The organism is Mesorhizobium sp. M0870, assembly GCF_040319775.1.
In the GTDB taxonomy this organism is placed as follows: Bacteria; Pseudomonadota; Alphaproteobacteria; order Rhizobiales; family Rhizobiaceae; genus Mesorhizobium.
Map to the genome: position 1 here is coordinate 187672 of NZ_JAMYOI010000010.1, position 24975 is coordinate 212646.

The window sequence follows — 24975 nt, forward strand, 5'->3', positions numbered from 1 at the left end:
CAGGTCAGGCCGGGCGTTTGACCCGGCTTTTCAGCGTCTCGTAGCCGCGGGCGCCAAGCAGGGCGCGGGCAATGGTCTTGGCAGTGCTCTTGCGGCCCTCTTGCGACTTGATCTGCCGCAGCCTTGCCGGCAGGTTCCTGGCCGCCTGACCAAGTGCCGGCAGCGACAGCGTGTTGGGAAAGCTGACCATATGCGTTTCGACGCACAGCACCGGCTTGCCTGACAACTCGGTGATCCTCAGCGCCTGTTCGTGCTCGCTCTCGATGAACAGGATGGCATCGGACTTGCGGTAGAAGTCGGCCTTGAAACTGCCATGCGCGCCGAGCCGTTGCCGTTCCGCCTTGCTCGGCAGATCGAGCATGATCAACTGGTCGTATTTGATCTCATGCTTGGCGAGCCATGCCTCGGTGAGCGCGCGGTATTTCTCCAGCCGGCTGGTGACCAGCCAGCCGATCCTGTGGGTCGCGACATGGAGCGGCCGCGCTTCGCTGAGGAATTTCTCATAGGCCGGGCCGTCGTCGTTTTCCGCCTCTGTCGGATCGAGGCACAGCACGCCGTCAATATCGACGCAGCATTGCGCCAGGAATTTATGATGCATGAAGTTCCACTGGAACATGCGCGGATGCGGCACGACTTCGAAGACGAGGTCGGTTTCCTGGTGCTGGGGCTCAAGGCCGAACACGGCGGCAAAGGTGAACTCCGCCTCGATGCCCGAAGCCTGGATGCGGGCGCGTGCGTCGCGCATGGCGTTGCCGCCGGCGACGCTGTCGTCGATCACCAGCACCTTGCGCATCTCGGAAACCTTGCGGTCGAGAGCGGCACGGCGCTTGGTGACGCCAGACGTATAGATCCGCCCTTCCAGGAAGCTGTCGAGATCGGTCATCGGGATGTTCGCGGCAAGGCTGACCAGCGTCGCTGCCAAAACGCCGCTTCTCGGCACACCGACCACGAGGTCGATATCGCGCGGCAGCCGGTGCAGGCCCCTGACGATGGCGTCGTTCATATCGGAGATCGATCGGTAGTGCATGGTTCAGACCTGGTCCTGGAGGAGATGTCCGTAGCAGTCGAAGACGCCCAAATTATTGCGCTTCGCGCGCCGCCGCCGCAGGCAGCCTTGCCGGCAGCATCTTGAGGGCCTCGCGCAAGGCTTCGCGGCCGGAGGCGAATGCCAGTGCGATGACGATGGTGATGAGGTAGGAGAGCACGGCGCCGCTGGCCAGGGCGACGACATGCTGCTGGGGCAGCAGGGGCTTGATGAACCAGATCACGGCCAGCGCCAGATGGGCGCCAAGCACGAACGGCGTTGCCGCGCGAAGCACATGGTGCGCCTGCAGCGGCCCGCTCCTGCCGACATAAAGCCACAGGAACGGCGTCCGCAGATATTCGCTGATCGCATAGGCGATCGCCACGCCCAGCGCGCCATAGGGCAGGCCGAGCATGAAAGCCAGCACCGACGTCACGGCCGTTATGATGCCCCAGCGCATGAAATCGCCGGAGCGGCCCTGGCTGACGAAAAGCCACCCGGCCGGATTGTTGAGCGGCTGCAGCAGCCCGGCAAAGCCGAGCGCCAGGAAAATCGAGGCGCTTGCGCGCCATTGCTCGCCGAGCACGAAGGGGATCAGCACATCCGACATCGCGGTGGCGAAGGCGACGCCGGGAAGCGCCACCAGAAGGATCAGCGGCATGACGCGCAGATAGGCGCTGCGGTAGCGATCCGGCTCGTCCTTAAGCCTGGAAAGCGCCGGAACCATCACCTTCGACAGCGGGTTGGTGATCTGGCTCAACGGAAACAGAAGCAGCTTGTAGGCGCGGTCATAGAGGCCGAGTTGCGCCTCGCCCCAATATTTGCCGATCAGCACATTGTCGAGGTTGCGGGCAAAGAAATTGGCGAAGTTGAAGCCGGTGATGCCGGCGCCGAAATTGATCAGCTCGCCGATGCCGGCGACCTTGCGCGGCAGGCCCGGACGCCAGCGCGAGCTCGCCCAATAGCAGAGCGTCGGCAACACGGCACCGGTCAGCGTACCGGCAAACAGGGCCCAATAGGAGCGATCGATAAAGGTCCAGGCGATCGACACCGCAAGCCCGGCAATGGCGCTGGCGACGTCGATGACGGCCAGCCGGCCGAACTGCATGCGGCGTGTTAAGAGCGCCAGATGCTGGGCGCCCAGCCCATAGGCCATGATCTGCAGCCCGAACGCAGCCACCAGGCCCGTCACGCGCGGCTCGCCGTAGAAGGCAGCAACCAGCGGCGCCGCACCCGCAAGCACGCAAGCCAGGATAGCGCTGACGGCGACATTGATCCAGAAGAGGTAGTTCACCTCCTCATGCCGGATGCCTGATTTCTGGATCGTCGCCTGGGTCAGGCCGAAATCCTGGAACAGGGCGATAAAGGCAAGCACCGGCGCGCACATCGCCACGACACCGAAATCCTGTGGCGACAATAACCGCGACAGCACGATGACGGACAGGATCTGTGTCGCGACCCGCACCGATTGCGCCATGGCCGTGACAACCGCGCCGCGCCCAACCGATTTGCGCAAGGAGCCTTCTGGCGGATCGAATGCATTGGCTTCCAAATTCAGGATTCCTGATTTTTTACGTGGATTTCCGAGCCCGAAATCCACGACCGCCGCCGACTACAAACTACGGCAATAATTTTGCAGTGCAACAGAAAACGTCGATGCGTGCAGCAAAAATGTTGCGATGCAGCAAGAGCTGTACTAGCATTCCCTCGGGTGGGCCAACAGCGGTCGAGTTTTTATGCTGCATGTCTTGTACCTTGTGCACGACGTTTCCGACCCGGCGGTGCGCCGGCGGATCACGATGCTCAGGGCAGGTGGGGCCCAGGTCACTTTGGCCGGCTTCCGTCGCACCGCGAATCCGATTGCGGATATCGAGGGACTGCGGCCGATCGACCTCGGCGCGACGCGTGACGGGCGATTCGGCCAACGCCTCGCGGCCGTCGCCAAAGCAGCCGTTTCGATAGGCTCGAAGCTTGGCGGCATGCCAAAACCGGATCTCATCATCGCGCGCAACCTGGAAATGCTGGCGCTTGCCCGCCGCGCCAGGTCAGCCTTCGGTGCATCGGTCCCGATCGTATACGAGTGCCTCGACATTCATCGGCTTGTGCTGCGCAACGATGTCCTGGGCAAGGCGCTGCGCGCCACCGAACGCTTTCTGGCCAGGGATGTGAAGCTGCTGGTGACCAGTTCTCCTGCCTTTATCGCCAATTATTTCAAGCCGTTCGGCCAGGTCGCGGCACCCATCGAGCTGGTCGAAAACAAATATTTCGAGGCCGCGACGATCTTGCCCGGCGCTCCGGAGGCTGAAGAGAGCCCGGCCGGTCCGCCATGGCGGATCGGCTGGTTCGGTGCGCTGCGCTGCCGCCGCTCGCTCGAGCTGCTGGCCGATTTCTCCCGCCGCATGGAGGGCCGCTTTGAAATCGTGCTGCGCGGACGTCCGGCTTTGTCGGAATTCCGTGACTTTCACGGCTTTGTCGAAGCCGAGCCGTGGCTGTCGTTTCTCGGGCCCTACCGCAATCCGGAAGACATGGCGGCGATCTACAACGATGTCCATTTTTCCTGGGCGATCGATTTCTTCGAAGCGGGGCAGAACTCCGAATGGCTTCTGCCCAACCGGCTCTACGAAGGCTGCCGTTTCGGAGCGGTGCCGATCTCGATGGGCAACACCGAGACCGGGCGGTTCCTCAAACAGCAGGATATCGGCGTGCTGTTGCCGCAGGCGTCGCCCGAAGCGCTCGAAGCCGTGCTCGGCAAGATGGAAGAGCATCGCTTCGCCAGGCTGAAGGAGCGCGTTCTGGCTCGCAATCCGAGGACCTGGAGCTACGATCGCAGCGATTGCCGGGCGCTTGTCGAGCGGCTGCGCAGCCTGACGGCCGTGCCCGGCTCCTTTGCCGCCGAGGCATTGGCATAGGATGGCCAAGGATGGACAGAGGCAAGATGGACAGAGGCAAGATGGACAGGGGTTGATGACGCAAACCGAAAGACCCTCATCCAACCTGATCGTTATTCCGTGCCTGAATGAAGCCGCCCATATCGGTGCGCTGCTCGATCAACTGCGGCCCGCGGCCGCCCGGCTTGGCGCCCGGATCATCGTCGCCGACGGCGGCAGCACCGACGGCACGCTTTCCATCGTCGAGGACGTCATTGCCAGGGACCCGCGGGTTATCCTGCTCCACAACAAGCGGCGCATCCAAAGCGCGGCGATCAATCTCGCCGTCGGTACCTTCGGCGATGGTGCCGACTATCTCATCCGCATCGATGCACATGGCGGTTATCCCGACGATTATTGCGACCGACTGGTCGAGGAAGCCCTGGCTACATCAGCGGATTCGGTCGTCGTTTCGATGCTGACCAGCGGCAGCGGCGCCGTGCAGAAGGCGGCCGCCGCGGCGCAGAACTCCAAGCTCGGCACCGGCGGCTCGAAGCATCGGCATCTTTCGCAGGGACAGTGGATCGATCACGGCCATCATGCACTGATGCGGATATCGGCGTTCGGCGCCGTCGGCGGCTACGACGAAACGTTCAGCCACAACGAGGACGCCGAGCTCGATTACCGCCTGCGCAAGGCCGGCTACAAGATCTGGATGAGTGGCAAGACGCAGATGGTCTACTATCCGCGCGCCTCGCTCTCAGGCCTCTATTTCCAGTATCTCGGCTACGGTCGCGGGCGTGCCAAGAATGTGCTGAAGCACCGCGTCATCCCAAAGATCCGGCAGATGCTGCCGCTGGCGGTCTTCCCGGTGGTTCTTCTTGCGGCCTTCTCCTTCGTGCATTGGATTGCGGCAGTGCCTTTGTTGCTGTGGGTGTCGGTGTGCCTGGGCTACGGACTGGTGGCGGCTATCCGCCAGCGCAAGGCTGACGTTGCGCTGGCCGGTGTCTCGGCCATGGTCATGCATCTTGGCTGGTCGGTTGGCTTCTGGCTGCAGCTTCTCGGTCTCGGCTCGCGACGCGGAGTGGCCTGATGGCGGTGTCGGCAAAGAACCGCAGCATCGACATCGGCGTCTGCACGTTCCGCCGGCCGGAGCTGGCTGACACGCTGCGCTCGCTCGACGCCATGGAGATGCCGGCGGGATTCGATATCCGCATTATCGTCGCCGACAATGACGACACCCCGACGGCCCGTGATCTGGTGGCGGCGCTGTCGCGGGAATTGACGGTGCCGATCCACTATCGGCATGCCCCGGCGCGCAACATCTCGATCGCCCGCAATGCCTGCCTCGATGCGAGCACAGCGGATTTCGTCGCCTTCATCGATGACGACGAGACGGCCACGCATCAATGGCTCGCCGAACTGGTCGTGATGGCGCAGCAAAGCGGTGTCGCCGTCGTGCTCGGCCCGGTCAGGGCGCGCTATCGCCCAGATGCGCCGGACTGGATGCGGCGCGGCGATTTCCATTCGACCTTGCCCGTCTGGGTGCGCGGCGAGATCCGCACCGGCTACACCTGCAATGTTCTGCTGCGGATGGGCTCGGATAGCCTGCGCGGCCGCCGCTTCAGCCTGGCGCGTGGCCAGACCGGCGGCGAGGACACCGAATTCTTCGATCAGATGCACAAGGCGGGCGGCCGCATCGCGTTCTCGCCCGAGGCCTGGGTCGACGAAGTGGTGCCGCGCTCCAGGGCGGCATTCGACTGGCTCGGCCGCCGCCGCTTCCGCGTCGGCCAGACGCATGGCCATCTCCTGGGCAGCAGCGCCAGCGGCATCGGCCTGGTCAAGCAGGTCGGCCTGGCCTCGGCAAAGGCCATCTATTGCTTCGCCTCGGCACTTCCGGTCGTCGTCAGTCCGGTCCGCAGGAACCGCAGCGTGCTGCGCGGCATTATGCATGTCGGTGTCGTCAGCGGCCTCGTCGGCATCCGCGAAATCCGCCTCTATGGCCAGCCGTCGCCACAGGAGGGAGGCAAGCGTGCAGTCTGACGTCAGCTCTGTCCCCGATGTTTCCTTCGTCATTGCCGCCTACAACGCCGAGGCGACCCTTGATCGGGCGATTGCCAGCGCCATCGCCCAGAAGGGTGTCAGCGTCGAAATCATCGTCGTCGACGACAAGTCGCGCGATGCTACGCTCGACGTGGCGCGGGCCTATCCAGGGGATATCGTCCGTGTCGTCGCCCTGGCCAGCAACCGCGGCCCCGGCGGCGCCAGGAATGCCGGCCTCGACGCCGCCCAAGGCAGATGGATCGCGGTTCTCGATTCCGACGACGCGGTCTTTCCCGGCCGGCTCGCGGCCATGATCGCTCGTGCCGAAAGCGCGGATGCCCAGATCGCCGTCGACAATCTGCAGGTCGTTCGCGAAGATGGCGTCATCGAGGACGCGATGTTTCCGCGGCAGTATCTGGAAGGCTTGCGCGAGATTTCGCTGGCCACCTACATCGCCGGCAACGTTGTCTTCGAATCCAAGTTCAACCTCGGCTATCTCAAGCCGATCTTCCAGCGCGAGTTCCTGAACGAAAACCGGCTTCGCTACGACGAAAAGCTGAGGATCGGCGAAGACTACGTCCTATTTGCCGAAGCCCTGGCCAGGGGTGGCAAATGCGTGGTCGAGCCTGATATCGGCTATGCCTATCATATCCGCAGCGGCTCCATCTCGCGCGTGCTCGAGCTTCACCACGTCGAAGCGATGAGCCAGGCAGATGCCGAGTTCGCTCAAACCCATGCGATGGATGAGGCTGCGCAAGCCGCGTTTGCCCGGCGCGGCCGCAGCCTGCGCAAGGCGGCATCGTTTCTGTCACTGGTACAGCACATCAAGGCGCGGTCCCCGCTCAAGGCGATCCGGACAGCGCTCAGCGACCCGGCGGCGGTCAGGCATATGGGCATGCCGATCGCCGTGCGGTTGCGAAGAATGGCGGCACAATTTGCCGTTGGGGCGGGGAGGTGAAGATGCAGGCACATGGAGGGATTTTTCGTGGCCTGTGAATGGACTGAAGTCGATCTCCTCAGAAGGAATTTGCGATGAAGAAAATCAGGAAGGCCGTGATACCGGTGGCGGGGCTTGGAACACGGTTCCTGCCGGCGACCAAGTCGATGCCGAAGGAAATGCTTCCCGTGGTCGACAGGCCTGTCGTGCAATATGCGGTGGACGAGGCCTTCGAAGCGGGCATCGAGCACATCGTCTTCGTGACCGGTCGCAACAAGGCGGTGATCGAGGACTATTTCGACCTGCATCCGGAATTGATCGGCACCCTGGAGCAGACCGGCAAGAAGACCCAGCTGGAGGCGCTCGAAAGCATGCTGCCTGTGGCCGGTGCCACCAGCTTCATCCGCCAGCAATCGCCGCAAGGCCTCGGCCATGCCGTCTGGTGCGCGCGCGAGGTTATCGGCAACGAGCCCTTTGCCTTGCTGCTGCCGGACATGGTGTCCTTCGGCGGGCGCGGATGCCTAGCCGAAACCGTCGAGCTTTATGAGCGCACGGGCGGCAACGTGATCGCCGTCGAGCGTTGCGAACCGAGCGAGACCAACAAATACGGCATCGTTGGCCGTGGCGCCGAGATCGGTGGCGGTTTCGAGGTGACGGCCATGGTCGAGAAGCCGGCGCCGGCCAATGCGCCGTCGAACTTCTACATCAACGGCCGCTACATCCTGCAGCCCGAGATTTTCGCTCTTCTGGGCAATCAGCAGCGCGGCGCCGGCAACGAGATCCAGTTGACGGATGCCATGGTTCGTCTGTCGAAGGATCAGCCGTTCTTCGCCCAGCCTTTCCTCGGCCGCATGTTCGACTGTGGTTCCAAGGAAGGGTTCATCCAGGCCAACATCGCCTTCGCGCTGGCGCGCGATGACATGAAGGGTCCGGTTTTCGAGATGCTTCAGGAGTTCGTCCGGTCGCATGAACGCCAGGAAGAAGCCGCATAATGCCCATCTTTCGGGAGCATGGTCCGATGGCTGGCGAAGAGGGGCCGGCAGGTTCTCGCCGTCTGGCACGACGCTTGCTTCGCTTCTGGCGATGCTCCCGATCTTCGAGGCGCCTGCAAGCCAAGGCATGATCCCGGAAAGTGGGTCCCGGTTTCCGGAAAAGATCATGTTGAAACAGTGAGATAGAGCCCATTGCGACGGACCGGCTCTAGAATTGGACCGAAGATGAATTATGCCAATTTTCCTCTCGACAAGAGGATGCCATTGCCGAATTCGGACGCAGGAGACGGCGAAGACTTCATCGATATCGAGCGGCTGCTTGGCATGGCCGCACGGCAGGCCAAGGTGGTTGCCGTGTGTGCCGTCATCGGTCTCTTCCTGGGCCTGTTCTATTTGCAGACAACGCCGCCCAAATATCAGTCGGTCGCGAGCGTGCTGATCGACGAAGGCTTGAACAAGATTGTCGACGATATCTCGGCGGCGTCGACAACCATGCAGACCGATTCCGCCATCCTGAGCCAGATCGAGATCCTGACCTCGACGCGGCTTGCCGCCGTGGTCGTCGACAAGCTGAAGCTCGACCAGAACGACACGTTCATGAATCCGCCCCAGTCGGCGCTTGCCCAAGGCATAGGCCTCATCCGCAGCGTGATCCAGTATGTCCGCCCCAGCCCTTCCCTTCCGGGTGGCGCCGACTTCAGCAAGCTCGACCCCGCCGCCCGCGATGCGCTGATCGCCACGTCGCGCCGCGACTACGCTATCCTCAAGCTGCAGAACGAGATCCGGGCGGAACGCGTCGGCCGAAGCTACGTCATCGCGCTCGGCTATCAGGCGACGGATCCGGCCTTGGCAAACGCCATCACCAAGGCCTATGCCGATGCCTATCTCGCCGATCAGCTCGATGCGAGCTTCGATGCCACCGAGCGGGCTGCGGTGTGGCTGCAGGGCCGGTTGACGGAGCTGCGCCAGAGTTCGCAGGCAGCTTCGCTCGCGGTTGAGAAATTCAGGGCCGAACATGGGCTGGCCGCCAACAGCGATGGCCAGCTGATGAGCGACAAGCAGCTTTCCGACCTCAACGCCCAGCTTATCGTGGCGCAGGCCGACACCGCACGCGCCAGCGCCCGCTACCAGCAGTACAAGGCCATTGTCGACAGCGGCTCCGAAAACGCCTTCAAAGATGCCGCCATATCGAGCGACCAGCCAAGCAGTTCGGTCATATCGGCGCTCAAGACCCGCTACCTCACAGTGGCCAAGCGGCTGCAGGACGTCGAGGCGAATTTCGGCCCCGAGCACCCGCAGGCGGTGGCTCTCTCCAAGGAGAAGGCCGACATATCGACGCAGATTTTCGGCGAGCTGAAGCAGCTGACCGAAAGCTATCGCAACGAATATGAGGTGGCGCAGGCACGCGAGACCGCGCTCAGGGCCAACGTCGCGGCCGCGCAAGGCAAGAGTTCCGTCGACAACCAGACGCAAGTCAAGCTGCGTGAACTCGATCAGCAGGCGACGGCGCTCACCACGCTCTATCAAACATTCCTGGGTCGTTACGAGGAAGCCGCGCAGCAGCAATCCTTCCCGGTCGGCAAAATCCGCATCATCTCGGACGCCTCGATGCCGTTTGCCGCGTCAAGCCCGCGCACCATCGTCGTGCTCGGACTTTCGCTGGTGCTTGGCCTGCTGATGGGCGCCGGCTTTGGTGGGCTGAACGAGTTCAATGAACGCTTCTTCAGGACCGGCGAGGACGTGCGCGACCGCGTCAACCTGAAATTCCTCGGCTATCTGCCGACGATCGGCGGCAAGCTCGGCAAGGAAGAAAAGCCGGGCGATATCCAGGTGGACGCTAAGACCACTCAATCGCTGTCGGCGGCCGAAAGGCGGGCGCGCATGCGGGTCAGCATCGATTCTCCAGCCTCGATGTTCTCCGAAACGCTGCGCAGCGCCAAGATCGCCTTCGACGTCGTGATGGAAGGGCAAGGCAGCCGCGTCATCGGCATTATCTCGGTGCTTCCCGGCGAGGGCAAGTCGACGGTCGCGGCAAATCTCGCGGGCTTGCTTGCCGCCAATGGCGCCAAGACGCTGCTGATCGACGGCGACTTGCGCAATCCCGGCCTCAGCCGGGGCCTTGGCATGGAAGCCGAGCAGGGTTTGATGGAAGCGGTTGTCAGCGGCCAGACTTGGCAGTCTGTCGGCAAGATCGACAGGCAGACGAAGCTGGCGATCATCCCGGCGGTGCTGCGCGGTCACTTCTCGCATACCAGCGAACTTCTCTCCTCGGCCGGCATGCGGCGCTTCATCGAGAACGCCAAGGAGACGTTCGAATACATCGTCGTCGATCTGCCGCCGCTCGGACCGGTGGTCGACGCCAAGGCCTTCGCCCCCTTGGTCGACGGGTTTGTCCTGGTCACCGAGTGGGGGCGCACGCCTCGCGCGATGGTCAGGTCGATGCTGGAATCCGAACCCTATGTCGCCAACAAGATCGTCGGCGCGGTGCTGAACAAGGTCGATTTGAAGAAACTGGCCAAATACGGATCGTTCGGTGGCTCGGAAAAGTTCTTCGATAAATATTCGAGCTACTATCTGGAAAAGTCGGAAGTGCGCGGCAAGGCGCCGGTCTGACATCGGTCATTGCGCGCGTGGGGCCACTTTGAGGTGTATCGATCTTCAGGTCAGCACACCTGAACATCGATGCGTCAGGAGAAGATCAGCCTGCCTTGCTTGTCGGCGATCCTGACGGCGGTCAGGCGTCCGCTCTGGAAGGCGGCTGTGTCGATGCCGAGCCGGCGCCCTTCGAGCTTCGGGACATCCACCGGCGTATGCCCGTGCACCACCCAGCGGTCGAGCAGGTGTGTTGCCTCGAAGAAGTCCGAACGGATGGTAATTAGGTCGTGGTCGGTTTGCGCCGCAAGGTCGACGCCGGGCCTGATGCCGGCGTGGACAAACACGAACTTCCGCGAACGGACCATGATCGGCAGCCCGCGTAGGAAGCTGACGTGATCCTCTGGAATGATCTCCCTTATGCGCCTGTCGATCTGCGCGCTGCTCCCGTAGAGGCTGGTGAGGCGCGCCGGATCGATGCCGTAGGAAAACAGGGTTTGCAGGCCGCCCGTCGCCAGCCAGGGCTCGCGCGACAAATGTCCGTCGAGATAGTTCAGCATGGCCACTTCGTGGTTGCCCGCAAGACAAATGCGCTGAAACCCTTTCGGCGCCGGCGCCAGAAGGTGATCGAGCACCCGCGCCGACTGGAGCCCCCGGTCGATGTAGTCGCCAAGCATGACGATGATCTTGCGGCTCTGGAAGCGCAGCGAATCGAGCAGGATGTTCTGCTCCAGGGCGCGGAGTTCCTTGTAGCAGCCATGCACGTCGCCGATCGCGTAGACAACGGCATCCTGCATGTCGATATCCAGGCGCGGACGCGCCGCGATGCGGGGTTTTCGCTGGAACAGGGTCACGTGCGGCGTCTCGAGGCGAACTCTCATGCGGAAGGCATAAGCGCCTGATATCTTGCCCGAAACGGAGAATTCCGCAATCGTGGAAAATGCAACCACGCCGGGTTGGGACCGCCAATGCATGTCGCCCAAAAATGAGCTCGGTTTTGGAAGAACGGCCTGTGTGGAAACAAAGCCTGAATCCGCTCAGGCGCGACATGCTTTACGTCGGCCGTTGGGCCGGTAATGCCGGATCGTCGTCAGGCTGCCTTGAGCCGATAACGGAAAACGGTGTGGTCGAGCAGCAGCCGGATGCGTGGTTCGGCCTCGATCGCCACCAGCCAGCTTGCCGCGATCATCGTCGCGCCGACGACCGCCATCGAGAACAGATGTGGCAGACCGGCGCGGACCAGGATGCCGAGCAGGGCCGCGCCGACGACATCGTGCAGCAGGTAGAGCGGATAGGTCATCAGGCCGATCCGGCGCCAGCCGCTCCAGGAAAGGTCGAGCCGCAGCGACCATGCCATCAGCGCGATGCCGATGAGGAAGATGAGGATCGGCGGCGCGAACGGCATATCCCGCCCGACCTTCAGGATATGAACGTCGACCGAACTGGCGATCTGCAGCACACCACCGGCCATGAACAGGGCGCAGAAGGCAAGTCGGGCGCCTGTCACCGCCTTGAAGCGCATCAGCCACAGCATGACGCCGGTGGCGAAGAAAACGCCGTGATGCACCAGAAGCAGGGCGAGCGTGCGTGTTTCGGCAAGATCGGCCCAGCCGAGCGGGTAATACAGGCACCAAAACAGCGTGCTGACCAAGCCGATGGCGACGGCCACAATCTCCATCAGATGGAAGCGGCCAAGGCTGAGTAAGATCCAGACGATAGCATAGAAGGCGATCTCGATGCCCAGCGTCCAGTAGACGCTGTCCACCCAAGGCGCGTACGGAACGAACAGGCCGGTGCGTAGGAGCCTGATAACGGCATCGGTCGGCCAACTGAGGCCGACAAGCAGCAGCACCACCGCCGTGACCGGTGCGCAGATCCAAACCGCCGGCGCCAGCCGTTTCACCCTTGCTTCGAAAAACTGTAGGGGTGTCGACCTTTCGGCGCTGAAGGCGATGACGAAACCGCTGATGACGAAGAAGATCTGGACGCCGACCCAGCCGGATTCGACCCAGGCGCCTATTGCCGGCTGCGGGGGAACGCCGCCCGTCGCGCGCGCCGAAACACCGTCCGGATACGCCCACACCCAGAAGCCATAGTGGTAAACCATGACCATGAGGGCGGCGAGAAAGCGCAGGATGTCGACGCCGCCAAATGTAATCTTCTTTTGAGCCATGCGACCTGTGTCGATGGCCCCCCGCAAGCACTGTAGGGCGCATTGCTGCGTTGCACAATAAAAGATTGCTCGTCGATCCGAAAAGCGGCCTCGACAAGCCAAAGCCTTCAGCCGCTCAAAGGCCGATCCCACGGTCCTTCAGGGCCTTGGTGATCTCCTCGATGATGATCGGATCGTCGATCGTCGCCGGCATGGTCCATTCTTCCTTGTCGGCGATCTTCTGCATGGTGCCGCGCAGGATCTTGCCCGAACGCGTCTTGGGCAGGCGCTTGATCGTCACCACCGTCTTGAAGGCGGCTACCGGGCCGATGCGTTCGCGCACCAGGCCGACCACCTCGTTCTCGATGGAGCCGACATCGCGGGTTACACCTGCGTTCAACACCACGAAGCCCAGCGGAACCTGGCCCTTCATGGCGTCGGCAATGCCGATGACCGCGCATTCGGCGACATCGGGATGGGCCGAAAGCACCTCTTCCATGGCGCCGGTGGAGAGCCGGTGGCCGGCGACATTGATGATGTCGTCGGTGCGGGCCATGACGTAGAGATAGCCGTCGTCGTCGACCATACCGGCATCCGCCGTCTTGTAGAAGCCGGGGAACTCGTCGAGATAGGCTTGGCGGAACCGTGCGTCGGCATGCCACAGCGTCGGCAGGCAGCCGGCCGGCAGCGGCAGTTTGACCACCACATTGCCCAGTGTGCCGCGAGGCACCTGATGGCCAGCATCGTCGAGCACGCGGATGTCGTAGCCGGGCATCGGCACGCCGGGCGAGCCGTATTTCACCGGCAACAGGCCAAGGCCGGCGGGATTGATCGTCATCGGCGAGCCGGTCTCGGTTTGCCACCAATGGTCGACCACAGGCACACCTAGCTTCTGCTCCGCCCATTTGATGGTTTCCGGGTCGGCGCGCTCGCCGGCAAGAAACAGCGTGCGGAATTTCGAGAGGTCGTGTTTGGCAATGAACTCGCCCTTCGGGTCCTGCCCCTTGATGGCGCGGAATGCGGTCGGCGCGGTGAACAGCGCGACCACGCCATGCTCCGCTATCACCCGCCAGTAGGTGCCGGCATCGGGCGTGCCGACAGGCTTGCCCTCGAACAGGATGCTGGTGCAGCCATGCAGCAGCGGTCCGTAGACGATGTAGGAATGGCCGACCACCCAGCCGACATCGGACGCCGCCCAGAACACCTCGCCCGGCTTGACGCCGAACTCGTTTTCCATCGTCCATTTCAGCGCGACCATGTGGCCGCCATTGTCGCGCACGATGCCCTTGGGCTGGCCGGTCGTGCCCGATGTGTAGATGATGTAGAGCGGATCGGTGGCCAGCACCGGCACGCAATCGACATTGGCGCCCGCTGCCCGTTCGCGGGCGACCGCATCGGCATAGTCGATGTCGAAATGCTCCTTCATCTCGCAGCGCAACTGGTCGCGCTGCAGGATCAGGCAGGCGTCCGGCTTATGGCGGGAGATCTCTATCGCCTTGTCGAGCAACGGCTTGTAGGCAACGACGCGGCCCGGCTCCAGGCCGCAGGATGCCGAAATGATCAGCTTCGGCCTGGCATCGTCGATGCGGGTGGCAAGCTCATGCGAGGCAAAGCCGCCGAAGACCACCGAATGCACCGCGCCGATGCGGGCGCAGGCGAGCATGGCGATGGCCGCCTCGGCCACCATCGGCATGTAGATGATGACGCGGTCGCCCTTGCCGATGCCGCGATTCTTCAGCACAGAGGTGAGTGCAACTACCTCGCGCTTCAGCTCGGCATAGGTGAACTTCCTGACCATTCCTGTGATGGCGCTGTCATGGATCAGCGCGATCTGATCGGCGCGCCCGCCCGCGACATGGCGGTCGATGGCGTTGTAGCAGGTGTTGCAGGTGGCGCCGGTGAACCAGCGGCCATAGACGCCGGCCGCGGCGTCGAACACCTTGTCCCAGGGCGAATACCAGTCGATGCCGCTAGCCGCGTCCGCCCAGAAGCGCTCCGGGTCGCGCTTCCAGCCTTCATAGACCTCGTGATAGCGTGAAGCCATCCGTACCTCCCCGGGAAATGTTTTCTTCCTTCCAGATAGCGCGCTCTAACCTTGGCCGCAAATCCACGCCATTGTGGCGACGGCATCGACCTGGCGCTTGGGGGCAAGCAGCTATGAATTGCGAGACAGGATTGGGGTTGGTGATGTTTGCTGCTGTGCGGTTCATCGGGCGCTTTGCGCAATCATCGGTCACGGGCGCCCTACTTGCTATGTCCACCGGAACCGCTGAAGCCGGCGATGCCGCGGCACGGCACATCATCGGCTTTTCGCCGGATGGCGCTTATTTCGCCTTCGAGCAATATGGAACGCTCGACGCCGGTGTCTCGGACTCCGGCTGGTCGCAGATCGATATCATCGATACCCGTACGGATCAGGTGGTTGGCGGCAAGCCGATCCTCGTCGTCGACGAGACGGAGGAAGCGACACTGACCCTGGAGCAGGCGAGGGCGCAGGCCGCCGCTCAGGCAGCGCCCGTTCTCGCCCAATATGCGATCACATCTGTGGCCGAGCAGGCCGCTTCCGACAAGTTTACCTTCCCGGGCGAAATGGTTGCCTACAACGACATCTCCCGCCTCGAACAGGTGTCGCGGAAATGGCTGGCGCCGCTCCATGGCGAAACAGGCATTTCGACCATCCAGCTCGACGAAATCCTGGCGGCCAGCGCGACCGATTGTTCGGCGAGTTTCGATGCGACGCAGCAAGGCGACCAGGCACTTCAAGGGGAAAAGCCACTTCAAGGTGAGAAGGCAGGCAAGGCGCTCGGCTTCCGGCTGACGCTCCAAGGCCAGGATGGCAAGCCGATCAAGATCCTGCACGAGGACAAGACCGTGCCGGGCTCAAGAAACTGCCCGACCTCCTACAGCCTGTCGGAATCCTACCAATTCACCCCGGCCGGCAAGCCGGCGGTGATCGTCGTGCTGGTCCAGCGTTTCAGCCAGGGTTTCGAGGGGCGCGATCGTCGCTTCCTCGCGGTGACCGGGCAGCCACGCTGAGAGGTTGCGCCCAGGCGCCGGCAGCCGCTGTGTCTGAAGGTTGTTTCTAGATCGGCAGGGCCACAAGCATGAAGCCAATGCCGCCAGCGATCAAAATGGCTGTAGCCAGCGCTTTTCTGTGACGTTCGAAGCTCGTCGGAGCTCGCTCCCAATTGTAACGCATACGCTATCTCCCCAATACCCGGACAGGTTTTATCTTACTTAGGGGAAGAAATGCAACGTCCGCTGCCGGCAGGCCCGCTGCTTGTCACATTTCACCGATGACTATTTCTGGGACGAATGCGGCCGGGAAGACGCAACCGAGCAGGTTCTAACGCGACTGGGGCGGAGAATCTGTCAGCAAAGCCGTTGGTCCCGTGCACTAGGCTCCCATGATCGGCTGATAGACAGCGCTCCACCTCCGCGCTATCTGATTTCCGGGATGAGCGTGGCTTGGAGGGGCGTGGTGGAAATAGTCTCTGGAACCGTTCTGCGGCTAGCCGAGGATGCCTCCGTGCAGCATGTGGGCGATGGCGCAGTCGTGCTTTTGGCGCGCAGCGGCCAGCTTTATACATGCAACGGCACGACCGAAGCCTTTCTCGACAAGGTGGACGGCGCGCGCAACCTCGACCAGATCGTCGACCTGCTTTGCGAGGAGTTCGAGGTTGACAAGGGGACGCTCGATCAGGACATGGCGGCACTGGCCACGGATCTGATCTCTGAAGGTATCCTCGCCGCGCCAGGTGCTTGATGGCTGACGGCCCGCTCCTGCGCGCTCTGTTTCGCTGCCATCTCTGGGCAAGCGCGCGGCTGATGCCGGTCCTTGTCACCAACCGGAGCTTCGAGGAGGTGCTCAAATGGGCGCCGCTCGCCTCGTCGACGCCCTATCGCGGTCTGCCGTCCGCCTACATCGTCGCGAGTGTCAACCGCGCCGTCCGCCATCCCTGGCTGATGCGTGACCGCAGGTGCCTGAGGGAGGGTCTGCTAGGTCATCGTTTCCTGCGCCTAGCCGGTTTCGATCCGGACCTGCGCTTCGGCGTCGATCCGCAGTCGATGCAAGCGCAGCGCCTGGCAGCGCATTGCTGGGTCTGCCTCGATGGCAGGCCGGTGGTCAGCGACAAGCTTCCCGGCATGGTCGAAATCTATCGTCATCATGCCGATGCCGTAAAGGCGCGCCCCGCTTGACCAGACCTTCAGCCTGCTATGGCCTCAACGGCCTGATCCTTGGCATATCGGCCGAGCGCCCCGAGCTGTGGCAGGATTTCGACCGGATGCTGGGCAGCCTGCGTATCGCGGAACCCGTCGAGCCGGACTTTCGTCTCGAGATCGCCGAGACAGTCACCTTGGACGAGGCACCCAACGGATCCCTCGTCTTCGATGGCGAGGTGCCGGAGGATGGTCACTGCCGGATGATCGAGGATGGTGGTATCATCCATCTGGTCTTTCCCGAGCGTCAGACCGTTGCCATCAATGGCGTGGCGGGCTGGGCCGAACTCCGGATCCGCCCTGGCGCGAAAGCCGCGTGGACACCGGCAATGCTGGTGCTCGACGCCGCGCTCGACGCCGGTGGCCAGCATATGCTGCACACTGCCGGCTTGACGTTGCCGGACAGCGATGCGGTGGTGCTGATCCATGCTCCGAGCGGCACCGGCAAGACCACGACGTCGCTCGCGCTGGCAACACAGGGCTTTGGCCTCTGCTCCGACGACGCCATGATCCTGAATGTCGCTTCTGGCAAGGTCGTCGCCTGGGGCTTGCCGCGCGCCGTAAAAATCCACCAGAAGACTGCCGAAATGATCCCGCAGGTGGCGCGATGCCTTGGCCAGACGTGGGATCGCAACAGCGAACAGCCCGTCCCGCTTGAAAGGCTGAGTGGGATCGTTCGGGTCGAAAACGCGACCGCCCGGCCGGTGGCGGCCCTCCTGCACCTGGCGCGTTCCGCCGACAGCCAGACCCGGCTCGTCGCCATGGCCGGGACCGACGCAATGGTGGCGCTGGCAGTGGACAATGTCCGCACGGGCATGACCGGGCTGCTGCCCATGCAGAAGCGCCGGCTGGCGACCATCGGCGGGCTGGTCAATGCGGTGCCGACCTTCCGGCTGGAGGTGGGCGCGCGCCCGGCTGACGCTGCGGCGCTGATCAGCGCCACCCTGGATTGACGTCAAGTCAGGCTACTTGCGGCCTGGCCTTGGCCAATCTCTGGATCCACCGGAAGGCGTCGCGGCGCAGGCGCGAGCCCAGTCTGTCCCTGGAATTGACGCCGAGCAGCGTATTCGTGGTGATCAACCGCTTGGCCAGCCGTATCGAGAGATCGGGCTTGATCCGGGCGGCGAGTTCAAGCGCTCGGCTCTCCTTGAACAATTGGCCCGTCACATCGAGCACAACAGCCAGTTCGAGTTCGATGCCGGTCATGCGGGCAGCATCGAACAGGCATGTTTCCGCTTCCGGCGACTGCAGCGCCCGCACCCCTTGCAGCACGTCGACGCAAAGCTGCAGCCGGTGGAATTTGTGGCCGCCGGCGGCGTGAACGATGGCGATCGTCAGAAGAGCCGCCGGCGTGTCGGTCGCGTCGCCGTCAATGGCGCGCAATTCTGGGAAACCCAGCGACAGGCGCCGCCGCATGCCGGTGTCATGCACGAGGTCGCCATGCAGTTCGACCAGCAGGCTGGAATTCTCCTTTTCGAGCCATTTGAATTCCTGCAATTCGTAGGATTCGGCCTCGTTGCTGCCAAGCTCGAAGCCGCATGCCGCGATCACCCGGTTTGCCCTGGCCAGATTGGCGGGTTCGACGAGGATGTCGATATCGGTGAACGGCCTGTCGGCGACGTTGCGGTAGAGCTTTCGCGCGAAGGCCGGCCCCTTGACGATCCGCGCCGGAATATTGTCCGCCGCCAGTCCCTTCATGATGCGGTCGCCATGATACTTCAACAGCATCGACTGGCCGGTGGCGATCGTCGCTTTCTGGCGCAGGTCCTCCAGTTTGTCTCCCAACTCCTGATCCGATGGCAGTTGCGCGTCGCCGCTGAGCTTGCGCAGCATGATCGGCAGGACGCCATGGAATTCGGCGTTGTCGAGCAGCGACATCAGCGTCTTTGCCGACAAATTATCGACGTCGACAGTCGGCGCTTCCGGATCTGCGTAGCGCAGCAGCAGCTTTTCTTCGGCAGGGGTAAGCGGTGGCAGCATCAACCCGGACAATGTTGCGATTGAAGGGAAAGATGTTGCAGAAAAGCAGGGTGGAAGCCAGCTTTACATACCCCAGCGCAGCGCTGCCGTGTGTACCGGCGCATCCCAAAATCCGGTCGTCTCGTCGTCGAGCATGGTCAGCGTGATCGAGCAGCCGGCCATGTCGAGCGAAGTGACGTAGCAGCCGACCAGCGAACGGGCCACCGTCACGCCACGCTTCTCGAAGATCAGCCGTGCGCTGTTGTACATCAGATAGAGTTCCATCAGCGGCGTGCCGCCGAAGCCGTTGACGAACAGCAGCGCCGGGCCTTTCGCCTTGTCGCCGAGATCGCCCAGGATCGCGGCACAAATCTCCTGCGCGATCGCATCGGCGCTTTTCAACGTGTCGCGCCGGCGACCGGGCTCGCCATGGATGCCGACGCCGAATTCCATCTCGCCGTCGCCGATGCCGAAAGTCGGCTTGCCCGCCGCCGGCACCGTGCAACTGGTCAGCGCCACGCCCATCGAGCGGGTTGCCGTGTTGACGCGGTCGCCCAGCGCCTTCAACGGCGCCAGCGCCAGGCCATGTTCGGCCGCCGCGCCGACGATCTTTTCCACCACCAGCGTGCCGGCGACGCCACGCCGGCCCGTCGTATAAGAAGAATTCTCGACGGCGACATCGTCATTGGTCACGATCTGCTGGACGCCTTCCGACATCTCGGCCGCCATGTCGAAGTTCATCACGTCGCCCTCATAGTTCTTGACGATGAACAGGCAGCCGGCGCCGGTGTCGACGGCTTGCGCCGCCGCCAGCATCTGGTCCGGTGTCGGCGAGGTGAACACCTGGCCGGGGCAGGCGGCGTCCAGCATGCCGTGACCGACAAAGCCGCCATGCAGCGGCTCGTGGCCGGAGCCGCCGCCCGAGATCAGCGCCACCTTGCCCGGCCGCAAGGTCTTGCGCCGGATGAATTTGTGCGCGTCGCCAAGCACCAGGATGTCGGCATGGGCGGCCACGAATCCGTCGAGGCTCTCGGTCAGCACCGTGTCCACCGAGTTCATGAACTTCTTCACGATCGTCTCCTCCGGAAATAGGCCTTCCAAACAATTCCAGGAAAAGTGTGTCGCGTTTTTTCCGGAATTGCGTAAAACAAAGCGTTCGATCAGCTACCCTTGCCAGTGATGCTGGTGATCTTCTGGATGAAGTCGTTTACCGCTTTGTCGAGCGCGGCGTTCTGCTTGTCGTCGCCGAAATCCGGCACGATCAGCGAGACATGCCGCGTCTTGCGCATGCCTGATGCGATCGACATTTTTCCCGGATGCGCCTGATGGTAGGCGGCGAGAAACTGGTCACGCTCGGCCGGGCTGAAATGGCACACCGAAAATATAGCCGGCAAATGTTTTGACGGAATCGGGATCGAATAGGCCGGGCTGGAAATCTGCGTGACGAAGCTGCGGTGCTTGCCGAGCGCATCGGCAAGGCGCTGGCGCATGCCGGATGGGCGCTGGTCGATGACGTGCGACAGGATCGTCTTGTAGGCGCGGATCGCCTCCTCGGAGCCAGGTTCGGGTTTGATGTCGACCATGCCAGCCGCGCCTAGACAGAAACGTCCGCGATGGCTGCCTTGGCCATGGCGAGTTGCGCCGGAGCGACGGAAAGATCGCGCAGGCCGGCCTCGAGCAGTGACGGTATCGAGGCGGGATCGCCGCCGGCATCGCCGCACAGGCTGACCGGTATTTTTTCTCGTTCGCCAAACGCGGTCACGGCAGCGATCAGCCGCAGCACGGCTGGATGACGGACCGAATTGAGATGCGCCACGGCAGCGTTATCGCGGGCAGCCGCCATGACATACTGGGTGAGGTCATTGGAGCCGATCGAGAAGAAGGCGGCATCAGTAAAGGCTTCCGGCACGATCGCCACCGAAGGCACCTCGACCATGATGCCAAGCGGCGGCATCTTGTGCGCGATGCCGCGCGTGGCAAGCACCGCCTGCTCCTCGGCGAACATCGCCGCTGCCTGCCTGTATTCCTCAACAATGGCGATCATCGGGAACATCACTTTCAGACTGCCATGCACGGCGGCGCGCAGCAGCGCACGGATCTGTACACGAAACACCTCCGGTCTTGCCAGCGACAGCCTGATTCCGCGTTGGCCGAGGAACGGATTGCTCTCGTCGACCGTGAAGCCTGGCACCGGCTTGTCGCCGCCGGCATCGACGGTGCGGATCGTCACCGGCTTGTCGCCGGCCCACTCCAGCACCTTGCGGTAGGCGCGATACTGCGTCTCCTCATCCGGCAGCGACTTGCCGAACAGGAATTCGGTGCGCATCAGGCCGACACCGTCGCAGGTGGCGATGTCGATGCCGTCGACTTCGGACGGGTCGGCGATGTTGACCTGCACGCGTACCGGCGTGCCGGTCCTGGTCGCCGCCGGCCGCGCCAGGAAAGTCCCGGCTTGGTCGCGGCGCACCGTGAACGACGAAGACAATTGGCGGAAGGCGTCGATTTCAGCCTTGGACGGCAACAGCACGATGCCGCCATGTTCGGCATCGAGCAGTGCAATGCCGGCAAAGTGAGCCGGCAAAGCACCAAGCCCGACTATCATGGGCACGCCGCGCGAGCGCGCCAGCATGGCGACGTGGCTGGCTGTGCTGCCCGCCTTCAGCGCGATGCCGCCGCCGCTGCTCCAGTCGGATTCGAGAAAGCGCGTCGGCGCGATGTCCTCGCCGCAGAGAATGGCGCCGGCTGGAACCTGGACGTCACCAGCCTCGGTCAGTGCCCGCAGCACCTGATCCCTGATGTCGCGTATGTCGGCGGCACGTGCGCGAAAGTAATCCTGGTCGGAAGCATCGTAGCCGGCGATTTCGGCGTCGAGCGCCTGCCGCCATGCCTGATCGGCCGGCTGGCCGGCGTGGATAGCGGCAAAGGCCGGGCTGCTCAGCGCATCATCTTCCAGCATGGCGATCTGGAACTCGAGGATGTCGGCGGCGTCGCCTTCAGCCGCGTCTATCAATGCGGTGAGGCGGCCCGCCGCGATGGCGATTGCGGTTTCGAGCGCCGCCTTCTCGTCGTCGGCCGTTTCTTTGCCGACATAGGAGCCGACAGTCTGGTCGAGATCGAACAGCGGCCCTTCGGCATAGCCGGCCGAGGCCGAAATGCCTTGCAGCCTAAGCGGTTCGGACATGGTCCGTGCCTTCGTCGAAATCGCGGCGCACCAGCTCGACCAGCGCATCGACGGCATCATCGGCGCCGTCGCCGCTGGCCCTGATATGCAGCAGCGTGCCTTTCGGCGCCTTGGCCGCCATCACCTTGACGATGCTCTTGGCGTCGAACCATGGCCCGTTGGCGGCCAGCGCTATTTCCACCTCGGCGGCGAAAGTCTTGGCCAGCTTGGTGAACTTCACCGAAGGACGCGCGTGCAGGCCCACCTCGTGGGTGACGACAACGGTCGCTTCGGCGGATGCGGACATGTCTTCAAGCTTCCCGTTCACTCACGACGGCGACAATTCGTGCGCCGTCGCCACCACTTCCCTGAGCGAGGCGCCGCCTGAGGCCTCGGTCGCCGCCATCACCGCGCCTTCGACGATCGGCGCGTTGCAGACGATGATCTTGTGCGAGCGTGGCTCGCCGATCATCTCCACCGCCATTTCCGAGTTGGTCTCGGCACCGCCGAGATCGACCAGAATGGCGACACCGGCTTCCGACCAGGCCTTGTCGATGGCGCCCATGATCGCCTCGACATTGGTGCCGAGCCCGCCATGGCCGTTTCCGCCGCACCATGCAAGCGGCACTTCGTCGCCCACCATCTGGCGCACCATGTCGGCCGTGCCCTCGGCAACCAGCGGCGAATGCGAAACGATGACGATGCCGACATTGCTCATGGCTGACCTTCCAACGTTTCGACGATCGTGCGCACCAGAAGCGCGGTCGAACGTGCACCGGCATCCATGTGGCCGATCGAGCGGTCGCCAAGGAACGAGGCGCGGCCACGCAAGGCTTTCATAGGCACGGTCGCCTCGGCCGCCGCGTCGGCGATATCGGCGATTTCAAGAGCTGTCTTTCCCTGCAGCAGCGCGTCATGCACCGGCTGCAGCACGTCGAGCAGGGTTTTTTGTCCGATCTGCGATTTGCCCCGCGCGGCCACCGCTTCGATTGCCTTGCCGAACGCTGCCGTCAGATTGGCGCGATTAGGCGCCGCTGAAATCTCCTTGCCGAGCGCCAGGAACAGGGTGCCGAATAGCGGGCCGGAGGCGCCGCCGACCGTCATCACCAGCTTGGTGCCGATCGCCTTCAGGGCATCGGGCAGCGGTTTGGCCGAAAATGCTTCGGCTTCGGCGCGCACGGCCTCGAAGCCGCGCTTCATGTTCAGCCCGTGGTCGCCGTCGCCGATCGCCTGGTCGAGCGCCGTCAACTCCTCGGCGTGAGCGGCAATGGTATCCGCAGCGGCCGCGATCAGCCGGGCAAGGTTCAATGCCGCCATGTCACCCGCAGTATCGAAAGAACGCTCATTCGACAACTGGAGCATGAATCAGGCCGCTTCGTGGAGCGCGGCCGCCGCCGCGAAAACCTCGGCCACTGCATAGGCGCCGGGGTCGGCCACGCCTTGCAGCTTGCTGCCGACATAGGCGGACCGCCCGGATTTTGCCCTGTCCATGGCAGCGGTGGCCTCGGCACCATGGCGAGCCGCGATAGCCGCTTCGTCCAGGCTCTTGGCATCGAGCGCTCTGAGGGCAGGCTCCAGGGCATCGACCATTGTACGATCCCCCATCCTTGCGCCGCCATAAAAGGTCATCCGCTCAAGGCCGGCAAGCAGCGCCTTGGCCAAGCTCGCGCCGCTATCCAGAGCCTGCGCCGCCGCCGTGAAGAAGATCGACAGCAGCACGCCGCTGGAGCCGCCCATCGAGGCGCTCAGAATGTCGCCCATCGCGCCAAGGGTCGCCGCCGGCTCGGCAAGCGGCAGCGCATCAAGCCGCTCGAGGATGCTGCGCGCGCCGGTCGCCACCGTCGAGCCCGTGTCGCCGTCGCCCGCCTTGGCGTCGAGCCCGTTCAACGTGGTTTCCAGCGCGATCAGTCGTTCGCAGATGGTGACGAGAAGAGAGCGGGTCCGTGCATCCTGGCTGGGCTTGCGTGCCGCGCTCTGTCCGGCCGCTTTCGCCATCGGCACCACGGCAGGCGGCACAACCGGCTTTGCCGGCATCCAGGCGTGCGGACCGACCGGCGCCTGCAAGGCCGTCTCGCGCGCGGGGTCGAGCCGGATCAGCGACAGCGAGAAGCCGTTCATGTTGAGCGCCGTCATCAGCGGGCCCGGGCCGATCGCCAGCTTGATGGTTTTGGCCAGCGGCGAGGCAAGCACTGCGTTGGCGATAACGGACATTTCGAGCGGCGGCACCGAACCGAGATTATTGATCAGCAAGGCGTGGCCGGCCTTGGGATCAAGCCGTGCCGCTAGGCGCGCCGCCATGATCGCCACCAGCCTGTCGGCGCTCTGCACCGCAATCCGCTCGACGCCCGGCTCGCCATGGATGCCGAGGCCGAGCTCGCCATCGTTCTCGCCGAACCTGTCTTCGTGCGGCTGGCCGGGAATCGAGCAGGACGACAGCGACATGCCGAGCGAAACAACGTCCTTCGCTGCCGCTCGCGCGACAGCCGCTATATCGGCAAGATCGTGCCCGGTCTCCGACAGGTGGCCTGATATCTTGTGGACGAACAAGGTGCCGGCAACGCCGCGCGGCTGGGCAATGTCGGGCAGCGCGATGTCGTCGGCGACGATCACCATCTCGACGGCAAAACCCTCGGCGCGCGCCTTCTCTGCCGCGAGGCCGAAATTGAGACGGTCGCCGGTGTAGTTCTTGACGATCAGCAGGCAGCCGGCCGAACCGGTGACCGCGCGAATCGCTGCCAGCACCGCCTCGACGCTTGGCGAGGCAAAGATCTCGCCCGAAACCGCCGCCGTCAGCATGCCCTTGCCGACGAAGCCGGCATGGGACGGTTCGTGCCCGGCCCCGCCGCCGGAGACGACGCTGACTTTCGTCCTGTCCCAGTCGGTGCGCAGGATGACCTTGATCTCGGGATAGCCGTCGAGGCGCGCGAGATCGCCGGAGCCAATGGTCCGTAACAGGCCGTCGAGCGCCTCGGTGACGATCGTTTCCCTGCGATTGAAAAAGTGCTTCATCGAATTCGTCCCGTACTGG

At 63.5% G+C, this 24975-nt stretch carries 23 protein-coding genes; 10 read left to right on the forward strand and 13 right to left on the reverse strand.

Annotated features, from left to right (window positions below; genetic code table 11):
* Window positions 1-4: 4 nt before the first annotated feature.
* On the reverse strand, window positions 5-1027 hold the full coding sequence (locus NKH97_RS14870; protein ID WP_352797596.1) for a phosphoribosyltransferase: 1023 nt from the start codon (window positions 1025-1027) through the stop codon (window positions 5-7).
* Window positions 1028-1079: 52 nt separating this feature from the next.
* On the reverse strand, window positions 1080-2576 hold the full coding sequence (locus tag NKH97_RS14875; protein ID WP_023811597.1) for a lipopolysaccharide biosynthesis protein: 1497 nt from the start codon (window positions 2574-2576) through the stop codon (window positions 1080-1082).
* A 184-nt stretch (window positions 2577-2760) separates the two neighbouring features.
* On the opposite strand from NKH97_RS14875, the gene NKH97_RS14880 reads away from it, so the two are divergent.
* The 6 genes from NKH97_RS14880 to NKH97_RS14905 all read left to right on the forward strand — a co-directional run bounded on the left by NKH97_RS14880 (window position 2761) and on the right by NKH97_RS14905 (window position 10476).
* A complete protein-coding gene (locus NKH97_RS14880; RefSeq protein ID WP_352439753.1) occupies window positions 2761-3933 on the forward strand; it encodes a glycosyltransferase in 1173 nt (390 codons plus the stop codon).
* A 55-nt stretch (window positions 3934-3988) separates the two neighbouring features.
* Window positions 3989-4984, forward strand: a complete 996-nt coding sequence (locus NKH97_RS14885) for a glycosyltransferase family 2 protein (protein WP_352439752.1) — start codon at window positions 3989-3991, stop codon at window positions 4982-4984.
* Window positions 4984-5934, forward strand: a complete 951-nt coding sequence (locus tag NKH97_RS14890; protein WP_023811600.1) for a glycosyltransferase family 2 protein — start codon at window positions 4984-4986, stop codon at window positions 5932-5934. Before NKH97_RS14885 ends, NKH97_RS14890 begins: the two co-directional genes overlap by 1 nt.
* Window positions 5924-6892: a glycosyltransferase family 2 protein gene (locus tag NKH97_RS14895; protein ID WP_352439751.1), complete on the forward strand. Its 969-nt coding sequence runs from the start codon at window positions 5924-5926 to the stop codon at window positions 6890-6892. The genes NKH97_RS14890 and NKH97_RS14895 overlap by 11 nt, the downstream gene beginning before the upstream one ends.
* A gap of 74 nt (window positions 6893-6966) precedes the next feature.
* Window positions 6967-7863: a UTP--glucose-1-phosphate uridylyltransferase gene (locus NKH97_RS14900; RefSeq protein WP_013528099.1), complete on the forward strand. Its 897-nt coding sequence runs from the start codon at window positions 6967-6969 to the stop codon at window positions 7861-7863.
* Window positions 7864-8088: 225 nt separating this feature from the next.
* Window positions 8089-10476: a polysaccharide biosynthesis tyrosine autokinase gene (locus NKH97_RS14905; protein ID WP_352439750.1), complete on the forward strand. Its 2388-nt coding sequence runs from the start codon at window positions 8089-8091 to the stop codon at window positions 10474-10476.
* Window positions 10477-10550: 74 nt separating this feature from the next.
* On the opposite strand, the gene NKH97_RS14910 is transcribed toward NKH97_RS14905, so the two are convergent.
* The 3 genes from NKH97_RS14910 to NKH97_RS14920 all read right to left on the reverse strand — a co-directional run bounded on the left by NKH97_RS14910 (window position 10551) and on the right by NKH97_RS14920 (window position 14651).
* Complete coding sequence (locus NKH97_RS14910) at window positions 10551-11309, reverse strand: metallophosphoesterase family protein (RefSeq protein ID WP_023811603.1); 759 nt, start codon at window positions 11307-11309, stop codon at window positions 10551-10553.
* Between the two features lie 236 nt (window positions 11310-11545).
* Entirely contained in the window at window positions 11546-12628 is a 1083-nt protein-coding gene (locus NKH97_RS14915) for an acyltransferase family protein (protein ID WP_352797604.1), read from the reverse strand.
* A gap of 115 nt (window positions 12629-12743) precedes the next feature.
* Window positions 12744-14651 (reverse strand): propionyl-CoA synthetase, encoded by a 1908-nt coding sequence (locus NKH97_RS14920; protein WP_352439747.1) that lies wholly within the window; start codon window positions 14649-14651, stop codon window positions 12744-12746.
* A gap of 209 nt (window positions 14652-14860) precedes the next feature.
* Here NKH97_RS14920 and NKH97_RS14925 point away from each other — a divergent pair, with 209 nt between their 5' ends.
* The 4 genes from NKH97_RS14925 to NKH97_RS14940 all read left to right on the forward strand — a co-directional run bounded on the left by NKH97_RS14925 (window position 14861) and on the right by NKH97_RS14940 (window position 17781).
* A complete protein-coding gene (locus NKH97_RS14925) occupies window positions 14861-15643 on the forward strand; it encodes a DUF2259 domain-containing protein (protein ID WP_031213397.1) in 783 nt (260 codons plus the stop codon).
* Between the two features lie 445 nt (window positions 15644-16088).
* A complete protein-coding gene (locus NKH97_RS14930) occupies window positions 16089-16373 on the forward strand; it encodes a PqqD family protein (RefSeq protein WP_013528093.1) in 285 nt (94 codons plus the stop codon).
* Window positions 16373-16807 (forward strand): lasso peptide biosynthesis B2 protein, encoded by a 435-nt coding sequence (locus NKH97_RS14935; RefSeq protein WP_023811607.1) that lies wholly within the window; start codon window positions 16373-16375, stop codon window positions 16805-16807. Before NKH97_RS14930 ends, NKH97_RS14935 begins: the two co-directional genes overlap by 1 nt.
* Window positions 16804-17781: a phosphoenolpyruvate carboxykinase (ATP) gene (locus tag NKH97_RS14940; RefSeq protein WP_023811608.1), complete on the forward strand. Its 978-nt coding sequence runs from the start codon at window positions 16804-16806 to the stop codon at window positions 17779-17781. Before NKH97_RS14935 ends, NKH97_RS14940 begins: the two co-directional genes overlap by 4 nt.
* 7 nt (window positions 17782-17788) lie before the next feature.
* Here NKH97_RS14940 and NKH97_RS14945 read toward each other — a convergent pair whose 3' ends face one another.
* The 8 genes from NKH97_RS14945 to NKH97_RS14980 all read right to left on the reverse strand — a co-directional run bounded on the left by NKH97_RS14945 (window position 17789) and on the right by NKH97_RS14980 (window position 24956).
* Complete coding sequence (locus NKH97_RS14945; protein WP_023811609.1) at window positions 17789-18808, reverse strand: nucleotidyltransferase family protein; 1020 nt, start codon at window positions 18806-18808, stop codon at window positions 17789-17791.
* A 63-nt stretch (window positions 18809-18871) separates the two neighbouring features.
* Window positions 18872-19858 (reverse strand): dihydroxyacetone kinase subunit DhaK, encoded by a 987-nt coding sequence (dhaK, locus tag NKH97_RS14950; RefSeq protein WP_128302873.1) that lies wholly within the window; start codon window positions 19856-19858, stop codon window positions 18872-18874.
* An 89-nt stretch (window positions 19859-19947) separates the two neighbouring features.
* Entirely contained in the window at window positions 19948-20370 is a 423-nt protein-coding gene (locus tag NKH97_RS14955) for a hypothetical protein (protein WP_128302874.1), read from the reverse strand.
* Between the two features lie 11 nt (window positions 20371-20381).
* Window positions 20382-21968 carry a phosphoenolpyruvate--protein phosphotransferase gene (ptsP, locus tag NKH97_RS14960; RefSeq protein ID WP_128302875.1) on the reverse strand — a complete coding sequence of 529 codons (1587 nt, stop codon included), beginning with the start codon at window positions 21966-21968 and terminating at the stop codon, window positions 20382-20384.
* Window positions 21952-22254: an HPr family phosphocarrier protein gene (locus NKH97_RS14965; RefSeq protein WP_023811613.1), complete on the reverse strand. Its 303-nt coding sequence runs from the start codon at window positions 22252-22254 to the stop codon at window positions 21952-21954. Before NKH97_RS14965 ends, ptsP begins: the two co-directional genes overlap by 17 nt.
* A 21-nt stretch (window positions 22255-22275) precedes the next feature.
* Window positions 22276-22665, reverse strand: a complete 390-nt coding sequence (gene dhaM, locus NKH97_RS14970; protein WP_013528085.1) for a dihydroxyacetone kinase phosphoryl donor subunit DhaM — start codon at window positions 22663-22665, stop codon at window positions 22276-22278.
* Window positions 22662-23264 carry a dihydroxyacetone kinase subunit DhaL gene (gene dhaL, locus NKH97_RS14975; protein WP_023811614.1) on the reverse strand — a complete coding sequence of 201 codons (603 nt, stop codon included), beginning with the start codon at window positions 23262-23264 and terminating at the stop codon, window positions 22662-22664. The genes dhaM and dhaL overlap by 4 nt, the downstream gene beginning before the upstream one ends.
* 48 nt (window positions 23265-23312) lie before the next feature.
* Window positions 23313-24956, reverse strand: a complete 1644-nt coding sequence (locus tag NKH97_RS14980) for a dihydroxyacetone kinase subunit DhaK (protein WP_023811615.1) — start codon at window positions 24954-24956, stop codon at window positions 23313-23315.
* Window positions 24957-24975: the final 19 nt, after the last annotated feature.